Annotated in this window: 19 protein-coding genes; 4 read left to right on the top strand and 15 right to left on the bottom strand. The window is 32.4% G+C overall.

Annotation, left to right across the window (positions count from 1 at the left end):
• Positions 1 to 221: 221 nt before the first annotated feature.
• On the bottom strand, positions 222 to 953 hold the full coding sequence (locus ACT8VG_RS01865; RefSeq protein WP_187012671.1) for an MIP/aquaporin family protein: 732 nt from the start codon (positions 951 to 953) through the stop codon (positions 222 to 224).
• A 170-nt stretch (positions 954 to 1,123) separates the two neighbouring features.
• Here ACT8VG_RS01865 and ACT8VG_RS01860 point away from each other — a divergent pair, with 170 nt between their 5' ends.
• From ACT8VG_RS01860 to ACT8VG_RS01850, 3 genes are read left to right on the top strand one after another with little or no spacing between them, the layout of a single operon-like run.
• Complete coding sequence (locus ACT8VG_RS01860) at positions 1,124 to 1,579, top strand: peroxiredoxin (RefSeq protein WP_418221143.1); 456 nt, start codon at positions 1,124 to 1,126, stop codon at positions 1,577 to 1,579.
• Entirely contained in the window at positions 1,576 to 2,310 is a 735-nt protein-coding gene (yaaA, locus tag ACT8VG_RS01855; RefSeq protein WP_444195082.1) for a peroxide stress protein YaaA, read from the top strand. Before ACT8VG_RS01860 ends, yaaA begins: the two co-directional genes overlap by 4 nt.
• Positions 2,303 to 3,316 (top strand): CapA family protein, encoded by a 1,014-nt coding sequence (locus ACT8VG_RS01850; RefSeq protein ID WP_217107020.1) that lies wholly within the window; start codon positions 2,303 to 2,305, stop codon positions 3,314 to 3,316. Before yaaA ends, ACT8VG_RS01850 begins: the two co-directional genes overlap by 8 nt.
• Before the next feature lie 22 nt (positions 3,317 to 3,338).
• Here the strand turns inward: ACT8VG_RS01850 and ACT8VG_RS01845 are convergent, their stop codons facing one another.
• Both ACT8VG_RS01845 and ACT8VG_RS01840 read right to left on the bottom strand, forming a co-directional pair.
• The gene (locus ACT8VG_RS01845) at positions 3,339 to 4,205 is read right to left on the bottom strand and encodes an SPL family radical SAM protein (RefSeq protein ID WP_331874076.1); all 867 of its coding nucleotides are present in this window, start codon (positions 4,203 to 4,205) and stop codon (positions 3,339 to 3,341) included.
• 254 nt (positions 4,206 to 4,459) lie between these two features.
• Entirely contained in the window at positions 4,460 to 5,395 is a 936-nt protein-coding gene (locus ACT8VG_RS01840) for a CobW family GTP-binding protein (RefSeq protein ID WP_217107022.1), read from the bottom strand.
• Between the two features lie 176 nt (positions 5,396 to 5,571).
• Here ACT8VG_RS01840 and bsh point away from each other — a divergent pair, with 176 nt between their 5' ends.
• The gene (bsh, locus tag ACT8VG_RS01835; RefSeq protein WP_217107023.1) at positions 5,572 to 6,546 is read left to right on the top strand and encodes a choloylglycine hydrolase; all 975 of its coding nucleotides are present in this window, start codon (positions 5,572 to 5,574) and stop codon (positions 6,544 to 6,546) included.
• A gap of 49 nt (positions 6,547 to 6,595) precedes the next feature.
• Here the strand turns inward: bsh and ACT8VG_RS01830 are convergent, their stop codons facing one another.
• From ACT8VG_RS01830 to ACT8VG_RS01775, 12 genes are all read right to left on the bottom strand, one after another.
• Positions 6,596 to 7,309 (bottom strand): MurR/RpiR family transcriptional regulator, encoded by a 714-nt coding sequence (locus ACT8VG_RS01830; RefSeq protein WP_217107024.1) that lies wholly within the window; start codon positions 7,307 to 7,309, stop codon positions 6,596 to 6,598.
• A gap of 564 nt (positions 7,310 to 7,873) precedes the next feature.
• Positions 7,874 to 9,244 carry a sodium-dependent transporter gene (locus tag ACT8VG_RS01825; protein ID WP_217107025.1) on the bottom strand — a complete coding sequence of 457 codons (1,371 nt, stop codon included), beginning with the start codon at positions 9,242 to 9,244 and terminating at the stop codon, positions 7,874 to 7,876.
• 123 nt (positions 9,245 to 9,367) lie between these two features.
• Positions 9,368 to 9,526: a sortase B protein-sorting domain-containing protein gene (locus ACT8VG_RS01820; protein ID WP_217107031.1), complete on the bottom strand. Its 159-nt coding sequence runs from the start codon at positions 9,524 to 9,526 to the stop codon at positions 9,368 to 9,370.
• A 75-nt stretch (positions 9,527 to 9,601) separates the two neighbouring features.
• Positions 9,602 to 9,847: a hypothetical protein gene (locus ACT8VG_RS01815; RefSeq protein WP_217107026.1), complete on the bottom strand. Its 246-nt coding sequence runs from the start codon at positions 9,845 to 9,847 to the stop codon at positions 9,602 to 9,604.
• Positions 9,848 to 9,892: 45 nt separating this feature from the next.
• Positions 9,893 to 10,693 carry an ADP-ribosylglycohydrolase family protein gene (locus ACT8VG_RS01810; RefSeq protein WP_217107027.1) on the bottom strand — a complete coding sequence of 267 codons (801 nt, stop codon included), beginning with the start codon at positions 10,691 to 10,693 and terminating at the stop codon, positions 9,893 to 9,895.
• Between the two features lie 200 nt (positions 10,694 to 10,893).
• Complete coding sequence (locus tag ACT8VG_RS01805; protein ID WP_217107028.1) at positions 10,894 to 11,088, bottom strand: hypothetical protein; 195 nt, start codon at positions 11,086 to 11,088, stop codon at positions 10,894 to 10,896.
• A 44-nt stretch (positions 11,089 to 11,132) separates the two neighbouring features.
• A complete protein-coding gene (gene bilS / locus ACT8VG_RS01800; protein ID WP_217107032.1) occupies positions 11,133 to 11,630 on the bottom strand; it encodes a flavodoxin family protein BilS in 498 nt (165 codons plus the stop codon).
• A 49-nt stretch (positions 11,631 to 11,679) separates the two neighbouring features.
• The gene (locus ACT8VG_RS01795; protein ID WP_217107033.1) at positions 11,680 to 12,369 is read right to left on the bottom strand and encodes a hypothetical protein; all 690 of its coding nucleotides are present in this window, start codon (positions 12,367 to 12,369) and stop codon (positions 11,680 to 11,682) included.
• Entirely contained in the window at positions 12,366 to 12,797 is a 432-nt protein-coding gene (locus ACT8VG_RS01790) for a MarR family winged helix-turn-helix transcriptional regulator (protein ID WP_217107029.1), read from the bottom strand. Before ACT8VG_RS01790 ends, ACT8VG_RS01795 begins: the two co-directional genes overlap by 4 nt.
• A gap of 360 nt (positions 12,798 to 13,157) precedes the next feature.
• Positions 13,158 to 13,256: a DUF6219 family protein gene (locus ACT8VG_RS01785; protein WP_254151304.1), complete on the bottom strand. Its 99-nt coding sequence runs from the start codon at positions 13,254 to 13,256 to the stop codon at positions 13,158 to 13,160.
• Positions 13,257 to 13,264: 8 nt separating this feature from the next.
• Positions 13,265 to 13,324 (bottom strand): DUF6219 family protein, encoded by a 60-nt coding sequence (locus tag ACT8VG_RS01780; protein ID WP_331874275.1) that lies wholly within the window; start codon positions 13,322 to 13,324, stop codon positions 13,265 to 13,267.
• A gap of 313 nt (positions 13,325 to 13,637) precedes the next feature.
• Positions 13,638 to 14,080: immunoglobulin-like domain-containing protein (locus tag ACT8VG_RS01775; RefSeq protein WP_444195081.1), on the bottom strand; the 443-nt coding region annotated here is incomplete at its 5' end.

Genomic DNA, 14,080 nt, shown 5'->3' with positions numbered 1-14,080 from the left:
AACCGACAGAGGATTAACGTCCTGCGGGGGTTCGAATCCCTCAACCTGCGCCATTAATAAATATAACTCAGGATTCGTTCCTGAGTTTTTTTGTGCTTTATTTCAGTTGTTCTTATGGGATAGGATAAGCATTTCAGTTACCAAACTCTCGATGCTTATCCTTTTTTTATTACTCCCCTATTCTTTGAGACAAAGAAAAAAAGCTATCGATTGATAGCTTCTTAGAAAATGTTGAAATATAATAGACAAGCACAGATACTTGCACAAATTGGAGCAAGTACTGGTACCCATGCATAATCCCACTGAGAAGTTCCCTTGTTCTTGATTGGTAAGATTGCATGTAAGATTCTTGGACCTAAGTCACGAGCTGGGTTTAAAGCTGGACCTGTAGGACCACCAAATGAAGCAACTAATGCCATAACTAATAAACCAACACCGATGAAACCAGCACCCTGATTACCATGTTCGAAAATTGGTGAATGAGTAATAGATAATGCACAGAAGAATAAGATGAATGATCCGAAGAATTCGTTTACGAAACCATTGAACTTATTGTTTGTTGCATCAGTAGTTGAGAATGTACCTAAGATTGCATCAGGATTTTCTGTTGCATCATAATGTGGTTTGAAGCAAATATAAAGAATAAACTGACCTACGATAGCACCAGCGAACTGTACTAAAATGTAAGGTAATACTTCAGCTAATGGAACATCACCTGCAACAGCTAAACCGATAGTAAATGCTGGGTTAATATGGTTACCAGAAATTTTACCAATCATAAGAGCTGGAATCATAACGGCCATACCATAACCGATTGCAATGACGATCCATCCACTGTGGCTTCCCTTTGTTCCCTTTAATTCCACGTTTGCTACTGAGCCGTTACCAATCATAACCATGATTGCAGTACCAAGGAACTCAGCAATGAGACGAGTAGTTAATGAAAATGTCATAATTGTCCCCCTATTTAATATTTAATTGTGTTTAATGACAAATGGGATTATAAAACCTGTATTTCAATGTGTCAACATGTTTCTAAAATGTTAATGCTTACAATCGTTTTTTTATGCATAGGTAGCACATTATTTCTATTTTTGGTATAATGCAGAAAGGAGGTTTCATTATGTTAGAGATTAATACAAAAGCACCTTCTTTTAATCTACCAGATGAAGAAGGCAATATGCATACTTTAGAAGAATATAGAGGTCATCGTGTGATTCTCTATTTTTATCCTAGAGATAATACACCTGGATGTTCTAAACAGGCATGTGGGTTTAGAGATTTGTATCCTGAATTCTTAGAGAAGGATGCAGTGGTTATAGGAATCAGCAAAGATTCTGTGGCTAGTCATAAGAAGTTCAAAGAAAAATATGAACTGCCTTTCACTTTACTTTCTGATACAGAAAAGAAGACAATCCACGATTATGATGTATGGAAAGAAAAGAAGAATTATGGAAAGGTAAGTATGGGTGTTGTAAGAACAACTTACTTAATTGATGAAGAAGGAATGATTATCAAGGCTAAGGAACGTGTAAAGACAGCTGATAATCCAAAAGAGATGCTTGAGGCATTATCATGAAGATTATTATGAGTCCTGCTAAGAAGATGAGAAACGACGAGGATGCTTCTATTACTCCTACTACACCTTGTTTTCTTAATGAGTCTTATATATTAGAAGAAAAGCTTAAGAGTATGTCCTATGATGAGTTAAGAAGATTATGGAAAACTAATGAATCATTAACACATCAATGTTTTGAGGAGTTACAGGAGCGTCAGTTTAAACCATTGACATGTGCAATTCATGCTTATGATGGGATAGCGTTTAAGTATCTTCATCCTTTTTCTATGAGTGATAGTGAAAGAGAGTATTTAAACAAGCATTTACGTATTTTATCAGGGTTGTATGGGGTTTTGACACCTACTGATGGAATTGTACCCTATCGTTTAGAAATGGGCGTTAAATTGCTTAATTTGTATGAATTCTGGGGTAGTAAGATTTATGAATCACTTGATGATCATGTGATTATTAATCTCGCATCCAAAGAATATTCTAAATGTATTACTGATTATTTAAAGAAAGATGATCAATGTATAGAAATTCAGTTTCTAAGAAATATTAAAGGGGTACTTAAGCAGCAGGCAACATATGCGAAGATGGCTAGAGGAGCAATGATCTCTTATATGGCTAAAGAAAAGATAGAAAATATAGAGGACTTAAAGAAGTTTAATGATTTAGATTTTGTATTCGATGAAAAGCTATCTAATGATTATTGTTTTGTATTTGTGCAAGGGAGAAATGAAAATGAATAAGTTTTTAAAAGGTTTTGTATGTGCACTTCTTGTATTAAGTACTGGATGTGCCAAAGAAGAGAAAAAGGAAACACCAAAGAAGACTAAGAAAAAGACAGAAGAAACAGCTCAGGTAACTAATACTGATATTACTATGTCTTTTGTAGGTGATATGACTTTAGGTAATTATGCAGGTCAGGCATATGATGGATCTTTTGATCAGGAATATGCGAAACAGGGTAATAATCCTGATTATTTCTTAAAGAATGTCAAGAGTGTTTTTGAACAGGACGATTTAACTATTGCGAATCTAGAAGGTCCTTTGACTGATGAAGAAAATCATGTTATTAAGTCATTCCCTTTTAAAGGTAAAAAGGAATATGCAAAGATTTTAACTAATAGTAGTGTTGAAGCTGTGACAGTCGCAAATAACCATTCTATGGACCGTTATCAGAAAGGGATGGATGATACTAAAGCAACTCTAGATGAGTATGGTGTAGGCTATTTCGGGTATTCAAAGAGCTATATTAAGGAAGTAAAGGGTATTAAGTTTGGTTTTCTTGGTTATGCATTTCCTAATGCTGTATCTGATGATATGAAGAATGCGATTACTGAATTAAAGAAGAAAACTGATTTTGTGATTGTTTATTATCATTGGGGCATTGAAAGAAACTATAGTCCTACTCAGGGGCAGAGAGATTTAGCACATGCAACTATTGATGCAGGGGCTAATATGGTTGTAGGTAGTCATCCTCATGTATTAGAAGGAATTGAAACATATAAGGATTCCCCTATTGTATATAGTTTAAGTAACTTCTGTTTTGGTGGTAATAGAAATCCAAGTGATAAAGATTCTATGATTTACCAGCAGACATTCCACTTTACTAATAAGAAGATTACGAGTACGGAACATAAAATTATTCCATGTATGATTTCTTCTGTAAAGTATCGTAATAACTATCAGCCTATTATTGCGACTGGACAGGATGCAGAGCGTATCTTAAAGAAAGTCAATACAATACAGTAAAAACTGGACTGCGGTCCAGTTTTTAGATGAAATCTAATAAATTTAATCTATGATCTTCATATGTACGAAGATAGTTGAAGATTTCTTCATGGTTATGCATAATACCATTTTCTTCGCACACTTGATGAAATATACGCATCAAATGTTTGTTCTGTGGACTAGAGAGAATATAGCTATTTCCATATTTATTGATGTACTTCTCTTTAAATCCAGGAAAATGTTGATCGAGTTTAGAATAGAAATATTCTCTATTTCCCTCTCTCAGTGTTACACCCATATCAAAACAGATAATTCCTTTGACATGAGCCCTGATACAATAATCAAGTATCCCTCTTAAGTTTTCTTCATTATCATTGATAAACGGAAGAATAGGTGTCAACCAAACAATAGTAGGTATACCTTCTTTTTGAAGAGTGAGTAATGTTTCAAAACGTTCTTTAGTTGTTGAAACATTGGGTTCTAGCTTTTTACATAGTTCTTCATCATAAGTAGTGAGAGTCATCTGAATGACACATTTAGAATGTGTCTGAATGGATTTCAGTATATCCAAGTCTCTTAATACACGTGATGATTTAGTAATGAGCGTAACTCCAAAACCATTTCTATCAATGATTTCTAATGCGCCTCTTGTATACAATAATTGATCTTCTAAGGGAATATAAGGATCTGTCATAGCTCCCATACCAATCATGCAGGGTTTTCTTTTCTTTCTTAATGAAATATCTAATAATTCTAAGGCATTCTCTTTGACTTCTATATCTTCAAACAAATGATTCATATGATAACAGGCACTTCTAGAATCACAATAAATACATCCATGCAGACATCCTCTATAGAGATTCATCCCATTATTAGAAGATAAAATACCTTTAACCTTTCTATAATGCATATTACTCCTTTTCTAAGCAAATACGACAATTTGTATAATGAAATCTTTTTTAAATGTTCATATAATAATGTTGGAAAGAGATTTCCCACTCTTTTCTACCCTTCGAGGTCAGCAACCATTCCCTTCTTAGCTGACCTTTTTATTTATTCTTTAAATAAAATTGGTTTATTCATTACCTTATATCAATATAATACAGGTGATGAAGATATGTGATCCCCACCATATTCTACAAATATCACTTCATCAAATGCCAGCTATGCTGGTTTTTTTATGTATTCTTCTATCTTTTCTTTATTTAATGATTCACCAATGACAATAATGATTTCCTGACCTTTCGCAATTATTTCAGTAGTCATCTGATCTTTTGTCGCATTAAGTTCTATCCATTGATCATTTTCTGGTATAAAGCCTTTGATTCTAAATACTTTGCCACACTCAGAATCATTAAAAACAGATTGAGTTGCATGAATCAACTCTTCTTTAGTAATTGCTTGATTCATAAAAAACATAGAAGAGAAAGCTTCTTCTTTCTTAAAGAACATCTTAATAAAGCCTTCTAATTCATAACCAGAATGAAGAATAGAATTAAAGTCATCATTATTGAGTGTTTCTAAATCAAGGCAGTCTTCTTTATTAAATCTTCTTTTACATTTAATTAGAGACATTGTGTTATTTAAGTGTGTGATTGTGTTATTGATTTCTTCTTCTGTAGCTTCACTAGAACGACTGAGAATGATTTTACCAGCATCTGCAACCTGACAGCCTAGTAAGTAATCTGATTGCTTAGAAAGGTTATTTTCTAGCTTAGAATTCACTAAAGCAATCACATTACCAATCTCATACCATTTATCCAATGGTTCTTCATGAAGTACATCAAAGAACTCATCAACATCATAAATACCTGATGGTTCTACTAATATTCTATCAAAACCTCTCATACCCATAGAAATGAGTTTTGTCTTAAAACGACGTCTATGACAGTCTAAATCTCCTCCACCAACAACCATTTCTAGTTCACATTGGTCACCTAATTCTTCTTCTAATACCATCATATCTACATTAATCGCACCAAAATCATTTTCCAATATTGCGATATGCAGTCCTTGATCAATTAAATATTTCGCATACTTCTTAATAAATGTTGTTTTACCTGATCCTAAAAAACCTGTAATTAAATCTACTTGTACCATAAGTTCACCTCTTGATTTTATTATATGTTGATATACTGTTTTGTCAAACAGTTCACATTAGTGACATATAAGAGACATAGAATATTCTTTAGAAAGTATGTGTGAATTATGTCAAACTATGGACTTAACATACCCATATGTTTATGCTAGGATTCAGTTGAAAGGGGGCAGTGATTATGTGTACTGCTGCATGTTTTAAAGATAAAGATTGTTATTTTGGAAGAAATCTAGATTATGAGTTTTCTTATGGTGAACAGATTGTTGTAACACCTAGAAATTTTGAGTATGGTTTTAGATATACAGATGAACCATCTTACAAATATGCCATCATTGGAATGGCTCATGTCAGCGATGGATATCCATTATATTATGATGCAATGAATGAAAAAGGATTAGGTATGGCTGGACTCAACTTTGTAGGAAATGCCTATTTTAATCCAGTAGTAGAGAATAAAACAAATGTTTGTTCTTTCGAGTTTATTCCTTGGATCTTATGTCAATGTGAAACTGTTGAGGAAGCGATTCATCTTATTAATGAAATGAATTTATGTGATACACCTTTTAGTGCATCATTCCCACCTGCTTCACTTCATTATATGATCAGTGACTCAAATAAGACTATTACTGTAGAAATCATGAAAGATGGAGTACATATCTATGATAATCCTTTAGGTGTATTAACTAATAATCCACCTTTTGATAAACAGATGTTTAATTTAAATAATTATATGTATCTCTCTACTAAACAGCCTGAGAATACATTCTCAAAAGATGTAAACTTATCTACTTATAGTAGAGGTATGGGTGCTTTAGGGTTACCTGGTGATTTATCATCAGCATCTCGTTTTGTACGTGTTGCATTCACTAATATGAATGTAACTAAAGGATTAAATGAACAGGAAAATGTCAGTCAGTTCTTCCATATTCTTGGTTCAGTAGAACAACAAAAAGGACTATGTGAAGTAGCCGAAGGTAAATATGAATATACCATTTATACTTCTTGTTGTAATTTGAATAAAGGTATTTACTATTATTCAACTTATCATGGTCATACAATTAAAGCTGTGGATATGCATAAAACAAATCTAGATAATAAAGATTTAACATGTTACCCAATGATTGATGAAGAAGTATTCTTTGAACAGAATTAAAACAGACACTAGGAAATGCATTCCTAGTGTCTTTTAATATATTATGAAATTATTTTATCACTTCATCCGTTAATTTTTCTAGTGTATAAAGCATTGGCACTCCAGATTCAATCTGCCCAACTTTCATAATTCCATTAGAAGCATAAATAGTCAAATCACATAATTGACTAAACTTACCTACATGCGCTAACGAAATCATAATAATAGTATAATTTTTACTCTTATATTTATTGATTTGATCAAATATCACTTTCTGATAAAAATGATTGTAAATGATCAAAATAACGGAATGAGCTCCTTCTGGTACTTCTAATATGGGATAGTTGACATCATCAATGCCATAACAATAAAACCCTGCTCGACAAAATCGTTGGGCGGTATATTTCGCAATATCCCTACATACACCTAAACCAAGAATTTGAAATGTATCAGCACCTTTAATCAGTTCAGTTGCTTTTTTAAGACTATCTAGATAATCATTAGATTTTATATGCTCCACAAAACCTACAATATCACTTATTTCATAGTTATCTGCATGATCCTGCTGTTCATAAAACTCTTTAATCTTATACTTTAATTCTGAAAAGCCCGAATATCCCATCTTCTTACAAAAACGCATAACAGTAGCTGTTGAAACATGTACTTCATCCGCTAACTCACGAACGCTTAGATCTAATATATGTTTTAGATTTTTCACTATATAATTATAAACACACATTTCTGCTTCATTCAAATTTTCAACTTGACTATACGCGAATCTCATTATATTTACTCTCCTTTCTCTTATTTCTTTACCTTAGATTATTTTAAACCATTTTCATTTACTTTTCATATGAAACAAGTAATTTTTTAGAAAAAAATAAAGGGAAATTAAGTTATTATACAAATACCAATGTATTTGTTGCTTTTCTTTTGTGCATAAAAAATAATTATAGTTAATCAGTTTTTTCTTACGATTTCTTACATAATTCCATTGAATTTTATTTGATTGACTAAGTCTTCATCCATGTCTCCTTCATAAATAATCTTTGTTTTAATGCCCTTAAACATTGTACGAAATATACTTAAAGAAATGATATTAAGTAATAGTGATTGTACATAAGAATGAAGTGTATCAATAGAAAGTGTTTGAATAATATTAATATCTTATATTCCTGTAATTATTTCTACTATAATGCTTGTCTTATCTTCTAATTCAAAGTATAGTTGTCTCACAATTATTTTACAAGATAGTGTGCATAGCGTGTCATCCCTATTTAATTTTCAATACAATCATCACTACAAATTGCGTATAAAATGCAAATAAAAAAACAGGCCTAAACCTGTTTTACATCTTAATGATTCCAAATGCATTCGCAACCGAGCTTAACAAGATAATTGCTGCAAAGATTGGACAAATATATTTAATCATGAAATTGAAGATTTTCTCACGTTTAAATGGATTGTTGTGAGATTTAACTTCTTTCGCAATCTTGTCTACACCAATCACTTTAGATACTAATAAACATACACATGTTGCAGAAATTGGCATCATCACTGAATTAGTTAAGAAATCAAAGAAGTCTAAGAACTGCATGCCAATAATCTGGATAGATGCAAGTGGTCCATATCCAAGTGATGATAATGAGCCTAATACAAGCATGATGAATCCAAGAATGATAACTGATTTATGTCTACTCCATCCAAGTTCATCCTGGAATGTAGAGACAGCACATTCTGTTAGGGCAATTGAACTAGTAAGTGCTGCAAATAATACTAATACGAAGAATAGGATACCAATAAGTGTTCCAAGTCCCATACTATCAAATACTTTAGGGATAGTAATAAACATTAAAGATGGTCCTGCATTAAGGTTTTCCATATTTCCGTTAGAGAAGGCAAATACAGCTGGAATAATCATCAATCCTGCCATAATCGCAATAGCTGTATCAAATACTTCTACATTTTCTGTAGAATTTTCAATAGAGACTTCTTTTTCGGTATATGAACCAAATGTGATTAAGATCCCCATTGCGATAGATAAAGAATAGAACATCTGTCCCATTGCAGTGACTACTGTCATCCATGAGAAGTTCTTAAAATTAGGTACAAGGAAGTACTTTACACCTTCAAGTGCACCTGGACGAGTAACTGAATAAACAGTAATAACACATGATAATACAACTAAAACTGGCATCATGATTTTAGAGACACGTTCAATACCGTTTTTAACACCTGCAAATACAATAAATAAAGTCAGTAATGCAAAGGCAATAAAACATAATTCTGTTGAAACACCATTAGAAATAAATTTAGAGAAATAGTTACTAGATGCTAAGGCATGACCATTACCTAAAACATATTCTATAAGATATTTAATGACCCATCCACCAATAACAGAGTAGTAAGGCACGATTAATATAGGGATAATCGCATTGATCCATCCACCAAACTTATGCCAGATAGAGTTTCCAAATTTTCTAAAAGCGCCTACTGGACTCTTTCTAGTCATTCTTCCAATTGTGGTTTCTGCAATAATCATTGTATAACCAAATGTAAGTGCAAGAATAATATAGATTAATAAGAAGATTCCTCCTCCATATTTAGCCGCAAGATATGGGAAACGCCAAATATTTCCTAAACCTACAGAGGCTCCTGCAGCAGAGAGGACTAATCCTAGTTTTCCTGAGAAAGTACTTCTCTTTTCATTATTTTTCATAAAATCCCTCTTCCTTTTGTCTTTTTTTTAGAACAATCAACATTATATCACACTAGAAGAATAAAGGAATAAAAAATTAAAGAACTTAAAAATAGAACCTCATAATTGAGATTCTGTCTTATACTAACTCTTTTTCATTCTTCTTAAGAGATAAATTTCAGATAATAAGAACAATGCTGCAAATACAACCAGCTGTGTATTATCTCCTGTTTTAGCAGGTGTTTTATCTTTTTCTTCTTTCTTTGTTTCTTGTTTTTTATCTAGTACAACTTCTGTTTTCAGAGATAGATGAAATAGACAGTTTCTAGAGGCTGATAATTATCTTACTTTCAAAAATAAAAAGAGTACCGAAGTACTCTAATTATGATTCAATATGGATCTAATACACATGAATAGTGAAAATACAAAAATTACTATATATAGACCAAAATATGGCATACGTACACCATAATCTAGATAATCAGATAAGGCAATAAGACCCCAGATAATTCCCATTATCAAGTATTGTGCTGCAACGTAACGATAATCATCTTTATGTTTAGTACGCTCTCTCATCACTACCGCAAAACCAATAACAGCAGCAAACATTAAATATGTTAACATGTTATATTTTCCTCCTTAATTAAAAGAATAGCACAAATAAGAGTGCTATTCTAGGATAATAGGCGGATATGCTTCTTCAAATTGTTTCAAGCAAAGTGTCAATGTGTCATCTAAATAGCTTAAAGCCTGATTTCTGATATTTACAGGAATACCATAATACGCTTCCGCAATACTACCGCATATAGCCCCTATTGTGTCACTATCTCCACCAATAGAAATCGCATTTCTAATTGCATCCTCATAGTCCATTGATTCAAAGAAAGCCTCTAATGCCTGAGGGACTGTTCGTTGACATATTTCATTAAATTCATAAGTATCTCTTATTTCATCAAGAGTAAAATCTATCTTATAGAAATTCTGATTAATATAGTCTTTAATTTCTTCTTTTGTTGAACCTGTCTTAGCTAAATATATGGCGGCAGCTGTTGCCTGTGCTCCTTTGATACCTTCAGGATGATTATGGCTGATAGCAGTCACTCTTTTTGAGAGTGCTAACGCTTCTTCCAAAGAAGAAGCCACAGTACCTGCCGCACTTACTCTCATCGAGGCACCATTACCATAACTATTATAAGGCTTTGGATCATCACCAAAGATCCAAAAATAGAAGTTAACTCCATAACCACAATAAGGATATTGTCTACCTAGTGACTGCATGCAATCAATTGTATTCTTTTCTAGATTTTCATAGTCAGGTTGACTTTTAAGTAATCCTACTCCTATTGCAAGACTCATAATACTATCATCCGTAGGCATACATTCCTTTGTAAATAGTTCAAAGTCTTTCCCTTTATAATTTTCCCATTCAAATCTAGAACCAACAATATCTCCAATAATTGCACCTAACATCCAATCATCTCCTTTTTAACATACTATAAGCAAGAATTTCCCCCACCTTTAGGATGTTGGTTGAAGTAGAAAGCCTAGACTTGTAAACAAAGCGAAAGTCAGGGTAGTTCTTATTTAGGTTATTTTTCTCAGTGTAATTTCTGTAATACGTTTATAAAAATATAGAGCAAACGCCTATAATATATCATAAGAAAATCTGATTACAAAGGCATAGCCTGACTCGCGTAAATAAATACACCTATAACTCCTAGTAAGAATCCTATAACTGCAACAATAATCAATACTTTCATGCTTGCCTGTTTGTATATGGTTTTACAGATTAATAATGCAATAAAAGCACAAAGTAACGCAATACCAAGTAGTGTCCATAACCAGTTGAGTTCATGAATAATCACAATGGACTCCTTTCATAAGAGAAAAGCATAAGAAGTTCATCCCCTTATGCTTTAATTTTATTTTTTAAGTTATTTAAATCATTTTTATCAGGATGAGTTAAAGCTTGATCAAAGTTTTCGATAAGCATATCAATATTAGGCATATGATCAGGCTGTGCTTTCATCATCACATATCGATCACGTACAGATTGTGGCATCTTACCTTGACACATATACTCACCTACAATTGTATTACTTGCATCAATGCTTGTTTTCACATTATTTAGAATTCTCTGGAAATATTCTTCACTTACTCCAAATCCTGCTGTACCAAATAAGAAAATCTTCTTATTCTTTAAGGTTTCTAATAGTTTAAGAGTTGCTGCATCCGCATTACCTTTATCTGTCCAGAACCCAATATAAAGCATATCTGAATCTACTTCTTTACATGGTCCAAAATAATCACAGTCTTCTTCAGGTAACGCATCACGAATTGCTTCTGCAAGCATCTTTGTATTACCTGTTGGAGAACTAAATAGTATTGAATATCTTTCTTGTTCCATCATTTCTACCTCACTTAATGATTTATTACAACACTATTATAACACTATTCTACTTAAATAATAGCTGTAATCCCATTACAATCACCCACATATAAGCACATGTTTTAGGAATCATTAATAAACCAATTTTAGGTTTTTTCTTACTTAAGAAAGTGACTGGTAAATAACAGCCAAATAAGATAATAATAGCTGCAACCATTCTAGTCATATGAAGATTACCAGTATTACCGCTCATTGCATATAGAATAATTATTCCAATACCAGTAACTGCAAATACTGCATTTCTGATCATAGATAGTTTTAAGTTACCTTCATCCCCACACCAGTCATTTTGTGGTAAGAAACATACGACAATTCTAATGATTGCGGAAACATAGATAATAGCTTCTACAATAAATGTAGCAAAAAGAGTTGGGAATGTGAGTTTCCAGATATAAAGTAAGATAATATAAAAAACAGTCATAGTAATAGAAGAAACCTGCAAACCAATACCAAGCTGTCTCTTAATTTTCTCATTAGTTCCTTTGAATGCTCTAATGATTCTAGGAACTAAGTGGAATGCATCACCACCACATAATGTAAGAGTTAAGATACCATATAGTATAAATAACATATTGCCATTTGCGTTTGTAAGGATGATTACACCAGCTACTAAGTCAAATAATAGGTAACAAGTATCAAAAATAGCCTCCATGATGTCTGGCATTGTAGGTACATATTTTTCATTCATATTGATCATTGTTTCTTTTGAATGCATTCTTCTGCATTTCTACAAATTTTTTCAAATACTTTTTTACATACTTTTATCTCATCTTGTGTGAGACCCTGAAGCATATCATGCGCAAATTGATTTTGAACATCGAGCCCTTCTTTCACGATTTCATTGGCCGAATCCTCTAAGAAAAGTTCTACACGCTTCTTATTATTTTCATTTATCTTTTTAGTAATATATCCTCTGTCTTCTAATACCTTTAAGGCAGTTGAGACATGGGATTTAGTCGACTTTCTTATTCTGACAATATCTGCAGCAGTATTGTATTCAGGGTTATGATACAAAAACATCAATATGTCATATTCCATCTTTTTAAGATTGTATTTATCACAGGTAGATGCTGTTAACATCTCATAATAGAGAGTAATTGTCTTATGTTGATCCAAAAAATACATATTACGCCTCCTGCCATCGTTCTATTTAGAACTTTAATCGTTCTATATAGAACAATATACCTAAAAAAATTAATGTCAATAAAAACGATCAATGATTTTTTATAAATACCTGAAATTGGATTCTTACAAGTATCAATGTATATATAGTTTCCATATTGTACACTAGACCATATATAGTTATGATTACAATTGCTTTCTTCAACCATTCCATCAAAAAGAAGAATACAATTTCTCTCGCACCTCTATCTAAAATGAGATACTCAAAGAACTACGGTTAATGCATGCTTAAAAACTGATTATCCATTTTCATACTATTTGTGACACATAAAAAGCCAGCAACCATTATGTTGCTAACTTAATCTAGTTCTTTTTTGAAGTCATCTTATGACCTGAATAAACTGACATAATCATACAAATGAGTGTAATCAAACCAAATCCTGCATGAATCATCTTATTCATATGTCCTGTTAAAAAATAAAAATCATGGTGATCAGTGCACCAATAGACCAATATTTATGTGCTTTCATCTGTTTTTCCTTAGTTAGTTTATGCTAATCATACTAACATGAATGAATTATATATGCAAATAGTTTATTCTCTTGTAACTGCATAAGGCGTACTATACCAGACTTTCTTATATTTTCCATCTTGTGTGTACATCACTTTTTCTGCACCTAAATGATACCGCTTTACTAAAATTATTTACATCTGATAATCTATTTAGAAAACATGAATTTCGATTTTGTTAGAAAATTATCATCATAGATTTTATGGATCTGAAAACCAAAAAGACAGCCGATTTCTCGACTGTCCCCTGGTTAGATACATATCTTAGTTATACTATGATACTTTCTTTTTCTTTAGTAATGCGAGTAATGCAATACCACTTACTGCAAGTAATGCAATCACTGCAGATACGTTTGTAGAGTCGCCTGTCTTAGGAGCAACTGTAGTAGTTTTATTGTTATCCTTGCTTGGAGCAGGAGCTTTTTCTTTCACTGTAACCTTTATAGTCTTTGTGCAAGATGCGCCTTTTCTATCTGTTACTTTGTAAGTAACTTCATATACGCCAGGCTTAGATGGATCAACTGTATTCTTTAAGATTTCAATCTTATCAGTTAAATTACCATCTTCTTTATCTTTTGCAGTTACGCCTTCTTTTGGATCAAACTTATCACCTACTGTGATTTCCTTATCAGTTACATCAATAGTTGGTGCTTCGTTAAGAGGTTCAATCTTAGGATTTACAGTAACTGTAATAGTCTTTCTGCTAGTTGCACCAT

It is taken from the genome of Catenibacterium sp., assembly GCF_052354645.1.
Lineage (GTDB): Bacteria > Bacillota_I > Bacilli_A > Erysipelotrichales > Coprobacillaceae > Catenibacterium > Catenibacterium mitsuoka_A.
The sequence above is the reverse complement of the archived record's forward strand: the minus strand, read 5'-3'. Positions and strand labels throughout refer to the sequence as shown.